This window comes from Clostridium neonatale, from assembly GCF_900465025.1.
GTDB classification, from domain to species: domain Bacteria; phylum Bacillota; class Clostridia; order Clostridiales; family Clostridiaceae; genus Clostridium; species Clostridium neonatale.
This window is the reverse complement of record NZ_UICR01000001.1, coordinates 502,212-525,248: the sequence shown is the minus strand read 5'-3', so window position 1 is coordinate 525,248 and position 23,037 is coordinate 502,212. Positions and strand designations below refer to the sequence as shown.

General features: G+C 27.5%; 21 protein-coding genes. 2 read left to right on the top strand and 19 right to left on the bottom strand.

Going from position 1 to position 23,037, the window contains the following annotated elements; all coding sequences use genetic code 11:
- Positions 1 to 99 precede the first annotated feature (99 nt).
- The 11 genes from CNEONATNEC86_RS02535 to CNEONATNEC86_RS02485 form a co-directional block, all read right to left on the bottom strand.
- A complete protein-coding gene (locus tag CNEONATNEC86_RS02535; RefSeq protein WP_058293676.1) occupies positions 100 to 402 on the bottom strand; it encodes a hypothetical protein in 303 nt (100 codons plus the stop codon).
- Between the two features lie 300 nt (positions 403 to 702).
- On the bottom strand, positions 703 to 1,125 hold the full coding sequence (locus CNEONATNEC86_RS02530; RefSeq protein WP_058293674.1) for a YwiB family protein: 423 nt from the start codon (positions 1,123 to 1,125) through the stop codon (positions 703 to 705).
- A gap of 49 nt (positions 1,126 to 1,174) precedes the next feature.
- A complete protein-coding gene (locus CNEONATNEC86_RS02525) occupies positions 1,175 to 2,164 on the bottom strand; it encodes a DUF814 domain-containing protein (protein ID WP_058293673.1) in 990 nt (329 codons plus the stop codon).
- A 286-nt stretch (positions 2,165 to 2,450) separates the two neighbouring features.
- Positions 2,451 to 3,167, bottom strand: coding sequence for a stage II sporulation protein R (gene spoIIR, locus CNEONATNEC86_RS02520; RefSeq protein ID WP_058293672.1), 717 nt, complete (start codon positions 3,165 to 3,167; stop codon positions 2,451 to 2,453).
- A gap of 60 nt (positions 3,168 to 3,227) precedes the next feature.
- Entirely contained in the window at positions 3,228 to 4,070 is an 843-nt protein-coding gene (ispE, locus tag CNEONATNEC86_RS02515; RefSeq protein WP_058293671.1) for a 4-(cytidine 5'-diphospho)-2-C-methyl-D-erythritol kinase, read from the bottom strand.
- Between the two features lie 83 nt (positions 4,071 to 4,153).
- Positions 4,154 to 6,781, bottom strand: a complete 2,628-nt coding sequence (gene cphA, locus CNEONATNEC86_RS02510) for a cyanophycin synthetase (RefSeq protein WP_159135471.1) — start codon at positions 6,779 to 6,781, stop codon at positions 4,154 to 4,156.
- A complete protein-coding gene (locus CNEONATNEC86_RS02505) occupies positions 6,753 to 7,598 on the bottom strand; it encodes a cyanophycinase (RefSeq protein WP_058293669.1) in 846 nt (281 codons plus the stop codon). The genes cphA and CNEONATNEC86_RS02505 overlap by 29 nt, the downstream gene beginning before the upstream one ends.
- A gap of 172 nt (positions 7,599 to 7,770) precedes the next feature.
- Positions 7,771 to 9,333 (bottom strand): DUF3794 and LysM peptidoglycan-binding domain-containing protein, encoded by a 1,563-nt coding sequence (locus CNEONATNEC86_RS02500; RefSeq protein ID WP_159115535.1) that lies wholly within the window; start codon positions 9,331 to 9,333, stop codon positions 7,771 to 7,773.
- Between the two features lie 356 nt (positions 9,334 to 9,689).
- Positions 9,690 to 9,932, bottom strand: a complete 243-nt coding sequence (locus tag CNEONATNEC86_RS02495; RefSeq protein ID WP_058293667.1) for a Veg family protein — start codon at positions 9,930 to 9,932, stop codon at positions 9,690 to 9,692.
- 329 nt (positions 9,933 to 10,261) lie between these two features.
- Complete coding sequence (gene yabG / locus CNEONATNEC86_RS02490; RefSeq protein ID WP_159115534.1) at positions 10,262 to 11,134, bottom strand: sporulation peptidase YabG; 873 nt, start codon at positions 11,132 to 11,134, stop codon at positions 10,262 to 10,264.
- A 164-nt stretch (positions 11,135 to 11,298) separates the two neighbouring features.
- Positions 11,299 to 12,297: a CotS family spore coat protein gene (locus CNEONATNEC86_RS02485; protein WP_058293665.1), complete on the bottom strand. Its 999-nt coding sequence runs from the start codon at positions 12,295 to 12,297 to the stop codon at positions 11,299 to 11,301.
- A 109-nt stretch (positions 12,298 to 12,406) separates the two neighbouring features.
- Between CNEONATNEC86_RS02485 and CNEONATNEC86_RS02480 the strand changes: the two genes are divergently transcribed.
- Positions 12,407 to 13,543 (top strand): glycosyltransferase family 4 protein, encoded by a 1,137-nt coding sequence (locus tag CNEONATNEC86_RS02480; RefSeq protein ID WP_058293664.1) that lies wholly within the window; start codon positions 12,407 to 12,409, stop codon positions 13,541 to 13,543.
- A 672-nt stretch (positions 13,544 to 14,215) separates the two neighbouring features.
- Here the strand turns inward: CNEONATNEC86_RS02480 and CNEONATNEC86_RS02475 are convergent.
- From CNEONATNEC86_RS02475 to CNEONATNEC86_RS02465, 3 genes are read right to left on the bottom strand one after another with little or no spacing between them, the layout of a single operon-like run.
- Positions 14,216 to 15,271, bottom strand: coding sequence for a CotS family spore coat protein (locus CNEONATNEC86_RS02475; protein WP_058293663.1), 1,056 nt, complete (start codon positions 15,269 to 15,271; stop codon positions 14,216 to 14,218).
- Positions 15,272 to 15,297: 26 nt separating this feature from the next.
- The gene (locus tag CNEONATNEC86_RS02470) at positions 15,298 to 16,077 is read right to left on the bottom strand and encodes a spore coat protein (protein WP_159135470.1); all 780 of its coding nucleotides are present in this window, start codon (positions 16,075 to 16,077) and stop codon (positions 15,298 to 15,300) included.
- On the bottom strand, positions 16,049 to 17,065 hold the full coding sequence (locus CNEONATNEC86_RS02465) for a CotS family spore coat protein (protein ID WP_159135469.1): 1,017 nt from the start codon (positions 17,063 to 17,065) through the stop codon (positions 16,049 to 16,051). Before CNEONATNEC86_RS02465 ends, CNEONATNEC86_RS02470 begins: the two co-directional genes overlap by 29 nt.
- A 124-nt stretch (positions 17,066 to 17,189) precedes the next feature.
- Here CNEONATNEC86_RS02465 and CNEONATNEC86_RS02460 point away from each other — a divergent pair, with 124 nt between their 5' ends.
- Entirely contained in the window at positions 17,190 to 18,320 is a 1,131-nt protein-coding gene (locus CNEONATNEC86_RS02460) for a glycosyltransferase family 4 protein (RefSeq protein ID WP_058293660.1), read from the top strand.
- A 19-nt stretch (positions 18,321 to 18,339) separates the two neighbouring features.
- Here the strand turns inward: CNEONATNEC86_RS02460 and CNEONATNEC86_RS02455 are convergent, their stop codons facing one another.
- The 5 genes from CNEONATNEC86_RS02455 to CNEONATNEC86_RS02435 all read right to left on the bottom strand — a co-directional run bounded on the left by CNEONATNEC86_RS02455 (position 18,340) and on the right by CNEONATNEC86_RS02435 (position 22,886).
- Positions 18,340 to 19,464 (bottom strand): ABC transporter substrate-binding protein, encoded by a 1,125-nt coding sequence (locus tag CNEONATNEC86_RS02455; protein WP_125147978.1) that lies wholly within the window; start codon positions 19,462 to 19,464, stop codon positions 18,340 to 18,342.
- Between the two features lie 14 nt (positions 19,465 to 19,478).
- Positions 19,479 to 20,555, bottom strand: coding sequence for an ethanolamine utilization protein EutH (gene eutH / locus CNEONATNEC86_RS02450; RefSeq protein ID WP_058293658.1), 1,077 nt, complete (start codon positions 20,553 to 20,555; stop codon positions 19,479 to 19,481).
- A 128-nt stretch (positions 20,556 to 20,683) separates the two neighbouring features.
- Complete coding sequence (locus tag CNEONATNEC86_RS02445) at positions 20,684 to 21,070, bottom strand: carboxypeptidase-like regulatory domain-containing protein (protein WP_058293657.1); 387 nt, start codon at positions 21,068 to 21,070, stop codon at positions 20,684 to 20,686.
- A 183-nt stretch (positions 21,071 to 21,253) separates the two neighbouring features.
- Positions 21,254 to 21,559 carry a PTS sugar transporter subunit IIA gene (locus tag CNEONATNEC86_RS02440; RefSeq protein ID WP_058293656.1) on the bottom strand — a complete coding sequence of 102 codons (306 nt, stop codon included), beginning with the start codon at positions 21,557 to 21,559 and terminating at the stop codon, positions 21,254 to 21,256.
- A gap of 103 nt (positions 21,560 to 21,662) precedes the next feature.
- A complete protein-coding gene (locus CNEONATNEC86_RS02435; protein WP_159135468.1) occupies positions 21,663 to 22,886 on the bottom strand; it encodes a S1C family serine protease in 1,224 nt (407 codons plus the stop codon).
- Positions 22,887 to 23,037 lie beyond the last annotated feature (151 nt).

Here is a 23,037-nt window from a genome sequence, read left to right as displayed (position 1 = left end):
GTATAATACAAATTACCCCATAATATCTATGGGTTATTTGTGCTGTTTTATAACATAGGTAATATCTTATCACATTCTTGTCTTAATATCTAGTCTTTTTTATAAATTAATCATTTCATCATTATTTATATGATTTTCAAGAGCAAAATACTTTTCTCTAAAATTTCTATTAATTAATAATTTTTCCTCAGCTTGTTTTAAATTATTATTTACTGTTCGCGATGTTTTTAAATTAAAAAGTTCCTTTATTGTATTAATATCAAAACAATTATTATTTTTTAGCAGCAATAGTAAAAGATATTTATTTTCTTTACCCTTTAATAGATCTAGAAATTCTTTCTCTTCAATATCATAATACTTACATATCATTTGCAAAATTCTTAAATATCTCATATCTCTCATTATCCGATCAACTCCTACTTGGAATTGTGTCCATTAATCTCATTTTTAATCATATGATTCTTATATAAAAATTCGTTAATGCTACTTTATTACTACATATTCATAAAACATATATTCATCTACAATAAAATAAATTTTATAAAAAGTTTCCACATAGCCGTCTATTTTTCTCATCTGCCTTTTAGAGATTACATGAAAAAAACTTTGGCAGGCAAATAATTTTCTAAATAATAAAAAATAAAACTATAGAATATTATTAAAGTAACATCCTAATAGTTTTATTCCTAAAGTATGTACATTTTAATTGTTCTCAGCAACAATATTAACAAATAAATTTGTTTTTACGACTTGTTCTTCTTCTAGTATTAGTGTATAAGCAAGCTCTACAGTCCCACCGCATTCATTTACATCTATATATAATCCCTTAGTATATGTCTTAATATTCATAATACCATATGGAGTCTTATATAATACTATATTTTCTTTATTTTTCTTAAATTCCATTTTTGTTTCTGTAGTTCCTTCTCTTATCAAATCAAAGGAATCTTCCTTTATGATCATAGTTGTTTCTGTGCCATCCATTCCAGAAATTTCCGTTTCATCATATTTAACAACAAATCCATCATCAATTTTTTCAAACTCTCCAACACTTACAACTTCTACCAAATCATCATCATTTTCTAAAGTATTACTTTTTATCGTAATAACCGCCTTTTTCTTCATTTATTTCCTCCGTTTTATTATATCAATGTATACTACAAATTATTTGTATCTAGTTAATATTATATTTATCAAGTTCTTCTTGAGTTATGCAGTCTACTAATCTTTTATCAGAAAAGTTAGTAGATACTCGTCCAAATTTTACCTCTACGCTTTCCTCATCTTTTCCTTTACTATATCTAACTGCCATTCTACAAGCTATTATAATATCATTTTCTGTAGGATTATTCCCTTCTGGAATTATTACCATTGCTCCATTATATTTGCTAGTTAAAAACATAAGATCATTCTTATTTAATAAAACTTTTATGCTTTCACCTTCTTCAGCAGTTCTAGTAACTATTATTTTGGTTTTATCATCTGTTATGAAATGTCTTCCGTATTTCAATAAATGTATATCTTTTTCTGTAACATTTTCTTTTCTTTCCACTAATTCCTTTAATCGTATAGAGTAATTTGGATCCGTAAGTTTGCATCCACCAGCTGGTGAAGGATAATCTTTTATTCCCCACTTATCTGCTAGTTCCATTTGTACTTTTCTGCTTCTCCCTGAAATATCTAATAACATTTCTCTATCTACAAGTCCATTCACTTCCATAGGTGTTGGATCTAAATTCTTAGCACAAAGTGGTCTTAAAATCTTTTCACTAAATCCTGATTGTTTCTTTACAATATTTAATGCTGATTTATTTTGTGACATTGGTCTTTGATTCAATACTTCACCAGTAATTATAAAATCTGCATTAAATTTTTCTAATAATTCACCTGAATATCTCATCATCATAGAATGGCAATCTATGCATGGGTTCATATTTTTTCCCCATCCATGACTAGGATTCTTAACCATTTCAAAGTGTTCTTTTGAAAAGTCAACTACTTCCAACCTTATTCCAATTTGTTTTGTCATTCTTTTTGCATTTTCTTCATTAAAAAAGTATGATCTAAAACAAATACCTATTACTTCAATTCCTTGCTCTTTTATTAACCTTGCTGCTAATATACTATCCAGACCTCCAGATATCATAGCTAGTGCTCTTACCATACTAATCCCCCTATTATATTTTTATTATAAATATTCAAATATTATTTTGTTAAGCAGAGAGCCCAAATTTTATATTTGGTGCGAATCGCTTACACCTCCGAATAAATATGAGTAGGTGTTTCCTTGGCATATAATGCTTGGTGAGGTACGAGCCTAGCATTATAGCCCATCTTAATCTACTGATAAAGATGTTTCCTTAAATAATTCCATCTAGCTCCTATAAAACAAGTAAATTTGTAAGAATTTACATTCTAATATTTATAAATTTATGCTTTATTTTTAATTGTCAAAATATACTTTTCAATATTTCAACAATCTTAAACTTATATTTTATTTCTTGTTTGTCAGTCTCTATTTTATTATTCTCACTATCGCTCTTATCCTTTTTTTCAACTTTAGCTAAACTTTCTTCTGTTTTATCATACTGTACCTCCGCCTTAGATTCATCTACAAAGCATAATGGCGGAAACATAACACACCACCAATTTCTTCCTTGTCCACTTCCAATGATTATTCTAAAAGCCTCATAGTTTCCTTGCGGTAGTACTATATTACCATATGATTTTTCAGGAAAGTTTTCATGTGACAATTCTAATTTTACACCATAACTATAGTTGTTGTCTTTAATAACTTTTTGAGCAATTTGTTTAACCTTATCTTCATTATCTATAATTATTTTTCTTGATTCTTCTATAGATGAAGAGTTACTAAGATATGGATATAAATATTCTATCACTTTATTTTTTACCTTTATCTTTAATGCTTGATCTTCATCAGTATCACTATTTGCAATAACATGAAATCTAATTAACGAATCCTTTACGTCATTATAATTTAATACTCTTAGTTTTGTGCTGCTTTCTTGAACCGTTAAATTATTTTTATTACTTATAAAATTTACAGTACTAGCTTTATCTAAATTTATATCACAACTCATAAGTATATTTGTAATATAGCTCAAAATTAATATTAATAATAAATATTTACATTTCAATTTTTTCATAACTAAACCCCCTTGTAGTTGAAATTATTACCACTAGGAGGTGTTTTATACATCTAAGTATTAAATTGTTCTTGTTATAAATACATCTTTATATTTATCCTTCATATAATCATAGCATAACTGAGCCTTATACATATCATCAAAGAAAGCAAAAACAGTTGGCCCACTACCGCTCATCATTGTGCCTAAACATTCTTTCATTCTAGCGCCTTCTTTTATATTAGCTATAGTTTTATGTCTTCTTAAAGTAACATTCTCTAATAAATTTTTCATATTATTTGCAACAAATTCTAAATTATCTTCTTCCATATTTTTTATTAGCTCTTTAGTCTTAGGGTGAAGTATTACCTTAGATAAGTCAAATTCTTTATAAACATTTTTAGTAGATACTCCAAAAGGAGGTTTAATTAAAACTAAAATCTTATCTTTAAAAGGTTTTAATTGTGTAATTTGTTCACCAATTCCTTCACATAATGCTGTACCTCCATTAATGCAATACGGAACATCAGCTCCTAACTTAACAGCCATTTTTCTTAGTTCTTCATCTGACGCATTGATGTTAAATATCTTATTCATAAGTTTTAAAACTGCGGCCCCATCTGTGCTTCCACCTGCCAACCCGGCAGAGACTGGAATATTCTTCTTTATATTAATATAAACACCTTCATCTATTCCAAAATGCTCTTTAAAAATCATTGCTGCCTTATAAGCTATATTTCTTTCATCTGTAGGAACATAATATTTATCACATTCTAACTGTATGCCATTTTTCACCTTTTTTACTTCTACTATGTCATATAAATCTATTGTTTGCATTATCATTTCTAATAAATGATATCCATCTTCTCTTTTTCCAACAACATCTAAAGAAATATTTATCTTGGCATAAGCCTTAATTTTCATGTTAATACCCTTTCTTTACATTTTTTATATTATTGTATCATAGGTAAAAAATCCTGTCTAATTTAGTTGTTGGAATATTATTTTTATATATCACCATATTTTAAATCTGATTCATTATTTATTTCTTTATTATTGTTTATAAAATCTAAAAGTGGCCTAAGCTTTTCGTAGAATACAATAATTATATCCCCTCTTTTACTTATGTTTAATGCTTCTTTTAATGCTTTCACTTCATCTAAACAAATTCTTGGTTTAATTTCTTTATTTCTCTTTAATATAGATTGACTTAATAAGCCGGCTATTTCTCCTTCTTTTCTTCCACGCTTATCAATATCCTCTTTTATTACTATCTTATCTAAATTTTCTGAGCATAATGCTCCTATTTGGTCTATCATTTCATCTTGTCTATCTCCTGGAACTCCAATAACTCCTATTATATTATTTTTATTTTTGATTTTATTTAAAGAATTCAATACTGCATTATATCCTTCAAAGTTATGACCGTAATCTAAGATTATCTTTCTTTCATTATAATCATATACATTAAATCTTCCAGAATTCTCAGATCCATTTAGTTCAAAATTCATAAATGCCTTACTTATAACACAATAATCTATTTTTAATCCTACTAATGCTGCACATGCAGCCATGGCATTTTCAATATTATATTCAAGCATTCCATTGTATGATATGGGTAATTTATCATTTTCTATGATCTCATATTTCTTATTTTTATTTATAGCAACTATTTTATTATCTTCTACAAATATAGCTATTTTTCCATTAACTATATTTTCTTTAACAAGCTCATTATTTTTATTTTTAGAAAAATATATTTTTTCACTTTTTATTCTCGGAATTATTTTCCTACTGTATTCATCATCTGCATTTATAACTACATACCCATCTTCTTTAACAGCTTCTCCAACTAATGATTTTACAAAGCTTAAATCTTCAATGGAATTAATTCCATTGAGTCCAAGATGATCATTTGTTATATTAGTTATAATCGCTACGTCTGCTAGATTATAAGCCAACCCCTTTTTTATTATACCACCTCTTGCTGTCTCTAATACTGCAAAATCAACATCCTTGTTTAATAGCACAGCTTTAGCACTATCAAAGCCTGAATCATCACCATGATGTATGCATTTTTTATTAATATATATTCCCTCTGTACAAGTCATTCCAACATTATATCCTATCATACTTAATGTATGATTTATCAATCTAGATGTTGTAGTCTTTCCATTAGTACCAGTTATAGATATAACAGGTATATTTTTAGGATGTCCATTATACAACATTTCAACTATTGACTTTCCAACATCACGTTTTTTTCCTTCACATGGATATTCATGCATCCTTATTCCTGGAGCAGCATTAATCTCCATTATTATCCCATCATTAAAATCTATAGGTATACCTATATCTTTTGCACATATATCTATACCACAAATATCTAACCCTAATACTTTAGCTGCACGTATACAATAATCTATATTTTCCTCACATATATCATCAGTACAATCTATTGCAATGCCTCCAGTAGATATATTAGCATTTTCTCTTAAAATTATATTTTCATCCATCCTTGGTATGTAATCTAATGATAAATTTCTTTTTTTCAACGATAATAGTAATTCAGTATCAATCTTTATTTTGGTTAATTGTTTTTCATGATCTTCTCCTCTTCGGGGATCTTCATTTAACCTTTCTATTAAAGTCTTTATATTATCTTTTCCATTACCAATAACAGATGGTGACATTCTTAAAGAAACAGCTACTACTTTATAATTTACTAAACAAATTCTATAATCCTTCCCTACAAAAAATTTTTCTATTATTATATCTTTAATTTCTTTTTTTAATACTTCATATGATTTTAATAATTGCTTTTCATTTTGTATATTAAGTAATACATTTTTCCCCTTACTTCCAAATTGTGGTTTTAACACAACTGGATATCCTATTTCATCTGCCTTTTTTAATAAATCTACAATATTAAAAACCTTATAGCCTTGTGCCACTGGTATATTTTGAATTTCTAACAATTGTTTTGTTAATAATTTATCGCATGATATATCTGCTGATAAACAACTAGTCTTTTCTCCTATTGTAGCTTCAATAAGCCTTCCCATTTTTCCATATCCGATTTGATAAATACCACTATTAGCCAATTGAATCACTGGTAAATTATATTCTTTTGCAGCATTACATATAGCTTTTGTACTAGGACCTATTTCTTCTTTCAATAAAATACTTCTTACAAAAGAGAGTCTTTCTTCAAAATTTATTGCTTCTTGTTTTATTAACGAATTCATTAAATCAATCGCTAAATTGATAATTTCTAAAGTTGTTTTTTTATATTCATATTGTACAATAATATAATAGAAATCTCCCTCTATCTCACGTGCCTTTCCATATGCAACATCAATGCCTAATCTATTTTGCAATGCAATAATAGTATGTTCACATACATGTGCTAAATAAGTTCCTTCTTCAAGTCTTTTAACGAATCCACGATCTTCATCAATACCACATCTATGTTCATTTAATTCTGGAATAATTTTTAGCAGATTAAAATTAAAATTTGGTATCTTATTACTTGGAGTTTCACAATAACCTTCTAAATCTACATCTATCCTTATACATTTTTTATGAGAATATATATTTTTCCCTTCATATATTCTCTTTTGTATTATTTTCATAGCTAGTTTTTTCCTCCTCAAAAGGCATCTTTTTTATAAGATCAAATTTATTATTTTCTGTGAGTACATGTAATATAACATTATGCATGCTTAAAATTTCATCACTTTTTAGTTCTGAAACATTTGTATATGTAATCTTACTACCATCTACAAAATAGACAGCCCCTTCTCCAATAACTTCTATCATTCCATTCTTTTCAACTATTATTGCAGTATTTTCATCAATTCCTATTCCTAATACTTCTGGATTTTGTGCAATACCTGTTAATAACCTTCCTATTCTTCCCCTTTGGGCAAAATGCTGATCTATTATAACATCTTTAATTAACCCTAACCCTGGTGCCATTTTTAAAGTGCATTTTCTTGGCGAGTCTTCATCATCACCTTGAACAATCATAGTATCACTCATAACAGATGCTCCAGCTGATGTCCCCACTATATATGCACCTAGCTCACATGCATCTTTCAACGCATCATAAACAGAAGTTCCTCCAATTAAACTAGTTATTCTTAATTGGTCTCCTCCTGTAAAGAAAATTAGTGATGCTTCTTTTATCAAATTTTTATTTTCTTCTTCAAAAGCATCTCTTCTTTCACTAATATCTAATATTTTTATATTTTTTACTTCTAATTCTTCAAAAACTTTTCTATACTTATTGGCTGCTTCTTTGGGATATTCTGTCGCTATTGTTGCTACTAATAAAATATCTTTATCCTTATCAATGCAACTACAAACTTTTTTTAGTATCTCTTTTCTTCCTTCTTTATCTTCAGCTCCACCAATAATTATTAAATTTCCACTTAATAGTTCTTTCAATATTACTCACCTCATATCATGATGCATTTCATATTGTTTCCACTAACAAGATAATTATTCAAAAAAATAGATGTATACTAAAAGTAAACTGGTAGTCCAGTTATAAATTTTATAAAAGAAGAGTTATTAAATAATCTCCAAATTATTTAATAACTCTTCTTAAAATATTTTTCTAAAATTTTGCTCTTCCTGGTATTATTAATTTACTTCCTACCTCAATATAATCGATATTTTCTATTGAATTAATCTTAACTAGCTCATCAATTGTTGTATTATACTTCTTTGCTAATTTCCAAAGAGTATCTCCTTCTCCAACAACATAAATTGTTATACTAGCTTTCTTTTCTGGTTGTTCCCCCTCTTCTTCAGTTACATCAGAAATAAACTCCTTTTGAACTTCATAAAGCACTTTTGCTGATAATGCAACTGTTGCTTTTACTGATATGCTATTACTTTCCAAAAATGATTCAATATTTTCTAAGCTGCTTCTTACTATTGACTTCATTCCAGTATCTGACCCCAATATATCTATCATGGTTGTGAATGGAATTTCAGCCTTTATATCTGATAGATACTTATCTTCTTCTGTCGTTTTATATAATATATCTACTTTAATTATACCTTCAACTTCAACTCTGTCTTTCTTAACTTCTTTATCTGTTAAAATAACAGTAGCATTTGTGGATATAATTTGTTCTGGTCTCAAATCATTTTCTTTTAATTGAATACCATCTTTTACAATTGCTTCTGTAGTATTTGCACCTTGAAGCATTCCAACTTCATATTGATCTTTTCTAAGCCCCATTAAAAATTTTGGTGAATATGCATCTTTGATAGTATCAATGCTTTCCTTAGAAAATATCTTTACATTTGCTTTAACTAGAAAATCACAATTTATTATTCTAACTTCGCCTAAATCATCTTCTTCTAGTAAAATCTCATCATCGACTATATCAAAAAATATTGATGGTATCATGTCTGATGTTATGCCATCTATACTTTCTTCTTTTGATAAATAAACATCATCTTCTAAACAAATTATGTCTTTATATTCGTCTCCCTTATACAATATGTTTATTTTACAATAACATCCAATGTATATTTTATCCTCTACGATTTTAATTTCCTTTTTATGCAATAATAATGAACATTTTAAAATTTTATTTATTTGTGGTTTATCCATTCCCACTCTAATCATTGACTTTCCATCAAGCTCTATTTCTTCACTAGCACGTATTCTATTTATTGTCTCTGTTTTTTTAAGTACTTGAACCTCATCATTCCCCTCAATATCCTTTACAAATTCAAACCCTTTGCTCTTATAAAGCTCCCATTCAATTCCTAAGATTCCTTGAATAGATATCTTTCTCTCATTCATTATCATTGCTTCAATATGTTCTACCTTAGCCTCAACCTCACAAATAACTGTATGTTCACCTTGATTCAAATCAATATTATTTGTAAATTTTTGAGTATAGCTAACAGAATTAGCAACTAACCCATCTTCTCTAGCTAAATATATAGCGGTATATTCAACCTTTCCTTCTAGTACTATTTTATCTCCTACTAATTCTTTGCTTATAATAACTGGGCGTGACTCAATGCATAATATTTCTTGAACATCAGGATGAGTATCTGGAATTAAGTATTCATCCTTTAAGACTATGTTTGAACTATTTTCTCTAATCAATTGCTCGAATTGTACATTTTCCTTTATAACATCTATATCTGACATCTTTAAATACCTCCCATAAAACTACTACTATTCATTTATACATAAACTTTAATTGTTTTATGACAAGCACTATAATAAATTTAAAAATTTTTTTTTACAAAATACTCATCTTTTGAATATAATATGATACTTTATGTCCAATATATCTAAGTTTTGATGTTCTTCTATTTTTTTTCAAAAAATATTGACATTTTTTTTATAATAATATATCATTATAAGTGGTTATTGACCATATAACCTCTCATAAATTCTCAATACCCTTTTATACCATAGTTGAAAGATGGAAACCCACCATCTTTCTTTTTTTATGTTTTATTTTCTATAAAAAAATAAAACTCCGATATATATATCGAAGTTTATACACTACTTGGAAATACTAACTGCACCGTTTTTGTTAGTACATCTGAATAGCTGTAAGTCACTTTCCTTTGGGTGTCATCTTTTAATCTAATAACAAAAATGTTGTGATATACACTATCAATTACTCCATCATTAACTAATATCTTTTTTCTTCCTCCATTAGCTTTAAGAGTAACCTTTTGCCCTAAGTGTTTACTTATATCACTTTTTATGGTTGCAATGGTATTAGTGTTTTCCATATTAAACACCCTCTTTCCAATTTATATTATATCATAATATAAATATTTGTCAAATAAAATTTTAATTTTATCACCTATTATGGCACTTGTCAATAAATATTATAAATAAAATATTAAGATATTTTTAGTATCTGTTTATTTTATTATTTTTATTCGTATATTTTCTAGAATTTATCAATAAATTCTTTATATTTAACTATTCAGTTATACTTTTCTTTTTATTCTTTTTTTATATTTGATTTAAATATAAATAACACTTATAAAAAAAAGAATCTATATGAAATTTAATTAGTAATTTTGATATAGATTCTTTTGGGTTAAAAAATAAATTAGATATATGGCGATTTAGGATATCCTTCTCTATATTTGCCACGTGTTTGTAATCCACCTACACCTTTAATTCCTGTTATTGTATTTTCAATAACATCTGTTATAGATATTACCTTATCAATTCGTGTATATGCGATTTTTTCACACACAAATACTGGATCTAAACAGTGTATAAGTACTCTGCTAGGAGATGAAGCGAAATTTGCTCCAACATCCAATATTCTTTCATAGCAACTTTGGCAGGCTCCTGCAAAAATCACCAATTCATCATAGCTTGAATTATAATTTCTTAGATTCTCAACAGATTTCAAAAAATATTTTGAATTCCTATAATTATTTAAATCCAAATAATCTTTTGGTTCTTTAATTACACTGTCATGACCAGTAAGAACTACTATATCCGGCTTTACTTCCTTAACTAAATCTACTATAACATCAGGTTGTTCATTCTCTGGTATAGCTTTTCCTATAGCATCTAATGATAGTTGCTTATATACCTTTAAGCATGTCTCCATATATTCACTGTCTCCATCAACATGTAGGATTTTCCCTGGCCTCCCAAACATCAATTCATCTTTATTTTTTATTTTGGGGGCTTTTTCAACTTTGTCTCTAAGTTCTCCTCTAAAAACCATCGCTTTATTTATTGCTTCGCTTACTCTTGTATTTAAGATTTTATCCTTAGATCCAATATCATTCTTATTATCTTCTTTAATTTCTTCTAAATCCTCAATTGCAGAATCAGCTATTATTCTTATATTAATTCCCTTTAAGATAAAATTTTTCTCTCCATTTTTATATTTAATATCTATAATTTTAAACGTTACATCCTTACCATAAGAGCGTCTTACAACAATATCTCCTATATCCATTATATTACTCCTAAATATATTATTCATTTTATAATATGGAAATTATCATCAAAGGTTTCATAGTATATGCTTATAAATAACTTTCTCTGTAAAATATTATTTAAATAAATAATAATCCTTATAACTTACAATACAGTAAGTTAATAAGGATTATATCTTTATTACTATATGTTATACTCACTTTTAAACTTTTCTAGGAATTTTAAGAATAATTCCTGTTCTTCAACTATTCCATTTAGTTTACCTGCAAAAGTATTTTGTGCCCAATTAACCTCATTATAATAGTATCTATTAGCAAGCCTCCAATATCTTTGCGGAAATTGAAGATACGCAAATAAAACTTTATATTCATCTTTTGATAGTTTTGAGACAGAATTATATTCTTCAAGAATAGCGGCTGCGAAATCAAAATTCCAGTCAACTCTTTTTAAAACCTTTATCATGAAGTTGCTGATATCAAACATTCTAACTTCTCTTTTACAATAGTCGAAATCTATAACATATACATCCTTATTAGGACTCAAAATTATATTATGATAGGTATAATCATGGTGACAAAAGCTCTTATCTACTTCTGCTATTGCACATAATTCATAATATGCTGAACTTTTTAATGTATCTAACGCCTTTTTACCAATTTCCTTATAAAAGTCCATCGATTGTATATACGCTATATCAAAATCATTCTTTATATTCTTCTTTCTAACCATATCCCTCATCTTATCAAATGATTTTATTCTTTTTTCCATTAAGTGAGGCCATCTTCCAAGATCACTTTTAAGCTTAGAATTTTCAGGTGGGTCATACCCCTTTGAAGCCTCATGGAGCTCTGCTAATGTTTTAGCAGCCATCTTTACTTCCTCTATGTTGTGAAAGTCACACTCTTTCCCATCTAGCCATTCTGATAAAGTATATAAATCCTCGTTTACTAATGCATAAGGTTCATCATCTATATTCAAATAATATTTGTCCAAATTAGTAAAACCGTTTTTAGCAAGATGTTCTTTTGCCCCATAAACAAACAATAATTTTTGTGGTCCATAATTTATTTTCTTTAAACATCTCTCACCCTTATCAGTTTTGAGATAATAAACACCTTTATTGGCCTTAAGTTTTTCTATCTTTATATCAAACTGCCTCTCAATTTCAAATTCTCTCATCATACTCTCTCACCTCCTGTATATTTATATGTGAATTATTTTTCTTTTATTAACAATTTTTCTATTCTTTTAATATAATACATTAAGATAAATACTTTGAAAGGGTTTAGTGATGAAAATAGGAATAGATGGTAGGGCTGCTAAATGGTACAGAGGTACGGGCATTGGCACATACACTCATGAATTAATAAGAAGCCTTAATAACACTGACTCCATCAACGATTATTTAGTTTTTATGCCAGAATGTGATTCATTAAATAATCTAAATGAAAATTTTAGAATCCAGTCTGTTGAATCAGTATGTTCTGAAAACTTTTGGGAAAATGTAAAAGTCCCTAACATCTTAAATAGCATTGATATAGAGCTTTATCATATCCCTCAAAACGGAGTTGGACTTTCAGAAAACATTGAATGCAAAAAAGTTATTACATTACATGATATTATTCCACTCAGAATGCCTGAAACGGTTAGTGATAGATATCTTAAAATTTTTAACGAAGAACTTCCAAAAATAATTGACCTTTGTGATGGAATAATTACAGTATCAGAGTTTTCAAAAACTGACATTGCAAAAGAATTTAACTTTCCTTTAGAAAAAATATTCGTAACACCTTTGGCTGCTGAAAAAATTTATAAACCTTTGAGTAAATGTAGGAGCAAAACCTTTATAACAAATAAATATGGAATTGAAGAAGATTTTATACTTTATGTTGGAGGATTTAGTCCTAGAAAAAATATTCTTGGATTAATAGAAGCATACTCTAGGCTCCCCTCAAAGTTAACGGATAATTTTAAATTAGTTATAACAGGTAGAAAAGGTCCTGCATATGAAATGTATAAATCTAGAACTGAAGAACTTAAAATTGCTGATAAAGTTATATTTACAGACTTCATTCCATTGCAAGATATGCCTCTATTTTATAATGCAGCAGAAGTTTTAGTATATCCTTCTTTTTATGAAGGATTTGGACTACCTCCAATAGAAGCAATGGCCTGTGGAACACCAGTTATAGCTTCTAATGTAACATCCCTTCCTGAGGTATGTTATGAGTCTGCTTTATTAATCGATCCAAATGATATAGATCTATTGTCATACGATATAGAAAGAGTTCTAAGCAACAGCTTGCTAAAACTCACAATGGTTAAAAAAAGTTTGACTCGTAGTAATGATTTTTCCTGGGATAAAACAGCTACTAAAACAATAAACGCTTATAAATCAATAATAGAAGATGCTTCACCTAATAAATAAGTGACGTAGAATCAGAGTTTAGTGGATAACAACCGAAATTCAATATATGATAGGCTCGATTGTAGGGAAATTTCAGCTAAAAATTCTAATGGCAGAGGCTGCACCCAAAAATGTTTGCTCCAAAAAGCAAGTTTTGGGACAAACAATTTTGGAACAGCCTCTGCCAAAGAATTTAAAAGCCAAAATTTCCAATACAATACTACGCCTATTCATATATTGAATTTCTTTGTTTTTTTCTAAAATAATAGAAATCTAATTTATGTTTTGAGTATTATTCAATGCCTACAAATATATATGACTAGGTATTTCATTTATTTATGATATGCCATTTTTTAAGGATAAGATATTAACTTTTTAAATCTTTAACATCTATAAATAATTATTTTTGAATCTTAAATATGATTATATTTATAGCAGCATAACACCGGTACTATAATTTAGATGAAACAAAGAAAAGAAGCTCTCTTGTTGTGCGGAGAATTGCATTCAAAAAATGAGCTTTAGAATTCTTGCATGTAGACTTGTTCCACAATTGTTTGTCCAATTTTACATTGGAGCAAACAGTTGTGGATGCAAGTCTGCATGTTTGAATTCTTAGCTTATTTTTTGTAGCAATCGAGCATAACATGAGAGCTTCTTTTCGGGTATTATCATATAAACTTACTACGTCCCTTATTTATTTTGTGAGACATCTTTATTTAGCATTTTATTATAAGTTTCTAAAAATTCATATCTAAAGCTTTCATTATCTAGTTTTCCTAATAATCTATTTAAAAACACATCATAATCCCAAGACTTTCTTTTATTATAATAATCATCTACTATTGAATAAAAATCTCTTGGAAATTCTATTAGAATCCCCAAAACTTCTTTTTCTTCTAATGATAATTTATTAATCTTTTCATATGAATTTATTTCAAGAATCATCTTATTTATATCAAAGGCCACATTTTTTATTGATTTTAATATAAAATCTGCTATATCTATAACCCTCAGATCTATAGTCATAAAGTCAAAGTCTAATATATTGACATCTCTATCATTAATAAGAAAATTATGATATGCCAAATCATTATGACATATTGAAATCTTGTCTTCCATATTTCTCAAACTGATATAGGAGCTTTTCTCTAGCTTATTATTTACATTAACTATCTCATCCAAATATTTGTCCACATTTTCCATAAATAATGTGTCAAACTGATTTTTATATTTGTATTTACTAACCATTTCCTTCAAATTGCATAAATTATCGTATGACATTGTGAATTTATCTTTTAAAGAAATATCCATCATGTTTTTAGAGTATTTTTTTTCTAAATATTCCTTAAGGCCATTTGATGCATTATGGAGCATTGCAAGATTTTCTGCACAAAGTTCAATTTCGATAGGGTTAGAAAAAGTCGCTTCTCTTCCTTGTAATAAATCCATTACAACGTATAAATTACCTTTCCATTGTATATAATTTAAACTATTTTTTAATTTATCAAAAGCAATAACATTATTATATTTCTTTTTTATATAATCTAAAGAGTCACTTATTATATTAATCCTATCTATATCATAATTTACTTTTTTTAATATTTTATTTCCTTCATCTGTATATAATAAGAAAACTTTTCTAAGTGGAACAACATCATTTATCTTAATTCCTAATTCTTTAAAAAAGTCTAAACTCAAATCATATTCACATAAAGTATTTTTATGTGCATATTTTATTTTTTTCATTTACTCACTCCTAACAAACTAAATCTCTATTTTCGAATATTCCTAAATTCATATTTCATTATTTTTTCAAATTCAATAGAATATTCTTCATATGTTTTATTGCTTTTAGCTTGCCTGTAGCGTTCCCAATTTTTTAAGAAATCTCTAGGATATATACATAATCCTTTTAAATAATTAATACTGCCATATGCTAAATGTGATGCTCTCACAAACAAATCTATTACTTCATTTTCATCTATATATAAATTTTTCTTCTGTATCTTCTTTATATACTTATACAAATCTTCTTCAATTAAGTTATATGAAATCCCCTTTAATGAACCTATTTCTAATTGTTCATTTTCTTTTCTTAGATTTCCATCATCAACTCTTCCTAAGCATATTTCTTTTCTATTCATACTTCTATTTATGATGCTTAGATAATTATCATCATAAATCTTATCTAAAGCTACACTAGCTTGATTTATCATATTCTTTCCTTCAAATATTAAAAATTTATCTATATCATTTTTATTTGTTTTCATAATCAGTTCGTTATAATCACGCTTTATTCTTTTTAATTGAACCTTATATCCTTCAACTTCTCTTCCTATCTTGCTTTCTATCCTGCTTAATCCGTCAAATTCACATTTCATCAATATTTTATGAATATCTATAATTAAGTTAATTTGTCCCTTAATATCTTTTATATTAAAATCCTTTTTATGAGAAAAATATTTATTCGTAACATTTACATTTTCTTTATTTAGATTTTCAGTTATCATTATTACATCTATTTTAATCTCCTCCTTTAAAGTAAGTATCAATAAACTCTTCCCTGTCTTTAATATCATCTAAATATTTCTCAAGCTTATTAATAAAAAACTCCTCACCCCAAGGTTGCTGTTCCCAATATACTTGTATACCTAACTGCCAGAAACATTGTGGGAATCTAATAAATTCTCTAATTAAAGGCAATTCATAATTCTGTATATCATTTGCTTCTCTATATGATTCTAGTATTAAATCTGCTTTTTCTTTTTCCCACTTTCCATCTTTCATACTTCTGATCAATAGTGAAGATAAATCATGTAAATGTGAATCCAATATACAGTAATCGAAATCTATAACATTAAAATTCCCATCATCATCAACAAGTATATTGTGATGTGCATAATCATGATGGCAAAAACCACCTTTAAATACTTCTTTCTGCATAGATTCAAAATAATTATTTCTACTAAGTCCTAATATACTTTCTTCCACTCTCTTTATTTCTAAGTTAATATTTTCTAAGTATAATAAATCAAAATCAGATTTATATGCCTTTTGATTTATTCTTTTCTTAAAATCAAGTATCTCATCTCTTCTTGTACTAAAAACCTTTTCCCATGAAAACCACCCTATTCTTGGCTTCATCTTACGGTCTAATCTAAAATTTTTACTACATTCATGAAATTCTCCTAATTTAGTAGATATCCTACTTAATTCTATAGGATTATCATAATTACTTACTCTTGATGGTATCCATTTTGTCAAATAAACATACTTTCCATCCAAGCTACCGTATTCTTTATTGTCCTTATTTAAAATAAACTGAGGTATATTTTTGAATTGATTTTTCTGTAGATGCTTCATTGCAGATAAAATAAAATAGAAGTGAGAAAATTCATAGTTAATTACTTTAAGACAATACCCCCTATCCTCAGTGATTACCCTATAGCTGTTTTTCACTTTTTCTACATCTTTTACATTTAAACTATAATTTTTTTCAATATAATCCTTAATTCTAATTGTATCTATACATTCTTTCATAAATATTCCCACTAAAAATTATTCTTTTTATTATATGTCTATAAATATTTTATTGTGATTTATAATCACCAAAATAAAACCAGATTAATATTCTATACTAATGATATTATTTATGAGGTGTTTTATGAAGATTGCTATAGATGCACGTGGTGCTACCTTATATGAGGGTACAGGAATTGGTACTTATACAAATAATCTTCTCTCTGAGCTTCTATCATTATCTTCATCTAATGAATATACTTTATTTTGCTGTGGAAAATTTAATAATAAATTTGACTCTCAAAATTCTAATATAATATATTCATCTGGTAGACATGGTGGATTTTATGAGAACTGTTATATACCTAAAAAATTGAAAGATTTGGACGTCAAATTATATCATATTCCTCAAAACGGAATTGGTTTCGACTTTGATTCTGATATACCAACCATAGTTACTATCCACGATTTGATTCCATATCTTATGCCTGAAACAGTAGGAAAAGGATATTTAGAACGTTTCCTTCGAGACATGCCTAGAATAATACGAAATGCTTCTGGTATTTTAACTGTATCAGAATATTCAAAAAAAGACATATTAAAATATTTTAGTTTTTATCCTGAAGAGAAAATATTTGTAACTCCACTTGCAGCTAATTCAAACTATAAACCATTAGATAAATTAAAATGCAAAGCATTTATCAATAAAAAATATAATTTTGATAGTTCTTATATACTATATTTAGGAGGATTTAGTGCACGAAAAAATGTCTTTGGGTTAATAAACTCATTTGGAAATATATATAAATATTTAAATAATGAATATAAATTATTAATTGGTGGCTCATTAAAGGATGAAGGTGAAAAATTATTTAAATTTGTAAAAGATAAAGGCTTGCAAGATAAAATAATATTTTGTGGATTTGTTGAAGATAATATTTTACCTATTATTTATAATGGATGTGATACTTTTGTATACCCTTCATATTATGAAGGATTTGGTCTTCCACCACTAGAAGCAATGAGTTGTGGCGTACCAGTTATAACATCTAATATATCATCTATTCCAGAGGTCACTTCTGATAATGCACTTCTTATAGATCCTTATGATGATGATGACTTATCAGATAAGCTAGCATGCCTTCTTAATGATGATAATTTAAGACTTTCTCTTTCTAAAAAAGGATATGAGAGAAGTTTAAATTTTAGTTGGAACAAAACTGCACTTAATACACTAAATGCTTATGAGAAAATTTATGATCTTCTCGGAAAGTAAAAGAAGACTTTGGATAGTATCAAAATCCAAAGTCTTCTTTTATCTCTAAATATTTATTATAATCATTAATGGTATATGCCTTTTCTTCAATATTGCTTAATACGATTAATGGATTCTGACCATTAAAGTTATCAATAGGATTTTCTATATCCTTATCTTTATAAGTATATAGATAGCTTGAGAAAAAGTCTCCTGAACTTATATAATTTACAGTTTCTTTATTATTACTTAATACAAATATAATAAATTTATCAATTAATTTACTATTATCATTTTTTGTGTTCAATACATATAATTCTGTTCCTTTAGATGAGAAAAATTTATTTTTTCCTAGTCCATTGCTTGGAGGCGTAACTATTCTCCATTTCTCATCTGAATCAAGAGTTTCCTTTAGTCCATTAATTGATGATATCTTTCCTAGATATTCTTTATTGTTACTTCTATTTAAAATATTATTGTTATCTAATGCCTCTAACTGTGAATTTACATCTTCTTTTACTTTGTCTTTTTCCTTATCTAAATTTTGCATTATCAATAGATCTAATAAATCATAATAATCCTGATTAGTTGCATTTAATATTTTTACACTTTTATTACTTTTATTGTATATATCATTTCCAATTCTAATTACATCATCCCATGTGTTAAAATCATCACTTTTATACCCATATTCCTCTAACAAATCCTCTCTTAAATATAATCCCAGAGGTCTAGATGTTAACGGCACTCCTATTATTTTATTATTATCTTTAACTTGTTTAAGCCTATATGATGAAAAATTATTTGAATACACAGATAAAATTGTTTCGTCAGGATTATAATAATTAAATTTATCTAATCCTAATTTACTAAGCTCATATTCACTTGCTTCAAATATTTTTACATCATTTGATTTATCATTTTCCAAACTACTTTTTAATGAATTATAATCATCAATCTTATTAACACTAATACTAACTTTTTCATTAGACTCCATAAAGTTATTAGCACATTCCATTAAATAATTGTATGTATTCTCACTTGCCCAGATCTGTATAGTTCCCCTTACCTTATCATTTTTATTTGGTTCATTTAAATTTATGCTTATAATTACTATTAGAAATGCAATAAAAAAAATAATTCCATACCTAATTTTATTTTTCATAATTTATTTATACCTCAACCTTTATTTTCATATTTAAGAAATATAATCGCAATAATAACGCCAATTATTCCGCATAATAGCTTAGTTATCACATATACATTAAGCATACTTGGTTCAACTCCCGCAACATAACCAAGCTGCCCTCCAAATACATATGCTCCTCCTACTGAAAAAGCTGAACATATCACCTTTCCTTTGTAATCTAATTTTTCAAAACTATCGAAAATAATTATTGCAGATGCCAAACTTCCTATTAATGCTAATATTGAGTCTTGATTTATTTTGACTCTACTTTCTATAAATTTTAGATACTTATTTAGAGCCTTTTTTATAAACTCAATCATTACATATGCTCCGCTCAAGAAGATAGCTATCTTTCCAACTGTTAATAGTACTTCCTGAATAGGCATTATATTCTTTAAAAGCTCTACCCCACATATAGATTTAACACCTTGAACTATTATTCCTATCATTCCTATGAATCTTATTATTTTTCCCAATAAATTGAATATAAAAACTGTCTGGCTTGTTTTAAATAGTATTCCCATTCCAATAAAGATTGATAATAAAATTATAGGAAGCAGATTATATATTATTTTTATAATTGATATTTTTAGCATCAAACCACCAACAAACAATCCTATTGGCATAGCAATAATACCACATAATATTCCCTTAAATAAACTATCAAGTTCTTCTTTCTTTACTAAGCCAATAGAAAGCGGAAGTGTAAAACTTATGGTACATCCTAATATGGATGATATTAATATACCTGAAAATATTCTCATGCTACTATCATTCGCTAAATTTGAACATAAATTATATCCTCCCATATCTACTGCTATTATGCTACCTAAAAAAATCGATGGATCTATCAATATTTTATTAGATATGGTTATTAGTACATTACTAATCTGATCTAATAAAAATGGAGTTAGCGACAGTATACCTATCATTGATAAAGCTAATGACCCCATGGATTTTATTCCAGCTTCAAATGATGAACCTAATTTAAATCTATTATCTTCTATATAATCAATAGCACCTATTACGAAAAATATAGACACTATGTATAACAATATACTTTCCATATATCCCCCTGTTTTATTAGCAGACTATTATTTTCAATAAATTAAGTATAACATAAAAAGTTCTCTTTAAAAGAGAACTTTTTATATTATATCAACTATACTGTTCTATTTTCACCTGCAGTTATTAATTAATCGTCACAGTCCTCATTACGAGAATTACGTCTTGAATTTCTTCCTTGAACACCTATGCATTTTCCTTCATAGCAAGATGCATTAATAGGTTCATATCTGATTGTTATATTATCTTTATAAATCTTCAACATATATTTTTGATTTGGACATAAAGGTCCTAACAAAAATTGTCCAAATTGATCTGTAAAAGTGTGAGTTAAAGGAACTAATCCTTTGTTACATACTTGTAATAATTTAACTACTGCATCAGCTACTGGATCTCCATTTTCATCAAGGATAGTTCCATAGATAACGCTTCTTCTTTCTTTATTTATTCTAATAACTGCATCAATTTGCTCATTTTCCTTTGGACATATAGAACATACGCTTACTCTTCCGCTCATTATTTTTACCTCCAAGTGTTTATTTATATTCATAAAATATGAATATATAATGGATTTTGTGAATAAGATTATTATTCTTCCATTTGATATTAATATATTCACTTTAACACTTATTGTGTAAAAAAATATAAAATTTATATTTGAAGAGATTTATAAATTTTATATGACATCTTTAACTATTAGCTATATGTTTGAAAATTTCTCATAAACTTCTACTATTTCTCTTGCTATATCAATAAATAGCATGACTGTCATTAGATGATCTTCGCCATGCATTAATAATAATGATATTTCATTATTCTCTTTCTCTTTTTCCCCTTGAATGATTGAACTTTGAGAATTATGTGCGTACCCTAGTTCTTCATTAGCTTTTTGTATCAATTTTTTAGCTTTTATATAATCATTGCTCTTTGCTGATGAAATTGCTTCCGCAGCATACATTCTAGCCTCTCCCGTATGCATTATCAAATTTAAAACCGTTTCTTCCATAATCTTCTCCCCTTTATTCCATAATACTAATTTTTTCCATAAAATGCAATAGAGTATATATTTTATACTCTAAAATATATACTCTATAATTTAATATAAGATTTTATTTACCTTCTTCTAATGTAACATTCAATTTGACATTCTTTCCATTTCTAACAACTTCAAGTCCTAAAGTATCTCCAGCATTTTTTGTTTGTTTAATTTCTTTTAATTTGTCAAGTGTAGTAGCAGATTTTCCATCGCATTTTACGATTATGTCTCCAACTTTTAATCCACCTTTTTCAGCTGGTGAAAATTCATCTACTGAGACTACATAAATACCTTCTTCTAAATCATATTGTTTTGCTGTATTAGCATCAATATCTCTTACTTTAATACCCAAATTTAATATAGGTTTTGATAAATCATCTATCTTATTTTTAACTTCATTTATTGGAATTGCAAAACCAATTCCTTCCACACTTGTACTTCCTGCTTGAGTTCCTATTTTCATTGAATTAATTCCTATAACTTCACCATTTGTATTTACTAATGGGCCACCGCTATTTCCTGGATTAATAGCAGCATCAGTTTGAATTAAATTAACACTCTCACCATTTTCAGTAGTTACTGTTCTATTACTTCCACTAATAACTCCTTTTGTAAGAGTCTGTGCGAAGTTTTTAGAAAGTGGAGTTCCTATTGCTATAACCTCAGCACCTGGATAAATTGCATCTGAATCACCTAGCTCTGCTACTGCAGGTACTTTAGTTCCTTCTTTAAGTTTTAACATTGCGATATCCTTTGTTTCTTCATAATTAACAACTGTTGCTGGGACTTCATCTCCTGTACTAAGTGTTACAGTAACTTCTGTTGCACCCTTTATTACATGATAATTGGTCAATATATATCCTTCTTCGTTGATTATAAATCCTGATCCTATTCCCTCTACTTCTTGTTCTTGACTAAAGAAGCCATAATTTACATCTTGAAATCCTTTAGTAGAAACAATAACTACTGCTGGTGCAACTTTATTAAAAGCATCTGCTGCTGACATAGCATTATTGGTACTTGATACAAATGATTGAGGTACATAATTTGTTGTTTTTGAATTAAAACTTGATCTATTACTTCCAATCATAGAATAAGTTATTGCACTTCCAATAATTCCACCTATAAGAGATATTAAAATGCCTCCTGCAATGGTTCCAAATATTCTAGCACCTCTTCTTTTTTTCTTCTTCTTAGGCTCTTTTTCATCAAAGCAACTTCTCCACGCTACTTGCTCTCCGTCTAATACTGGAGAAGATTCAACATCTATAAAATTATTATCCTCTCTATTATTCATGCTAAAATCCTCCTATCTCAATAAATTCATCTTTTATTAAATTACAAGTTTTTTATAAAAATATAAATTTGAAAAACTTATGTTTATAATTACTTTATAATGTAAGTATAGAGTTATTATGTGTCAAACCAATGACAATATTTCATTGAAA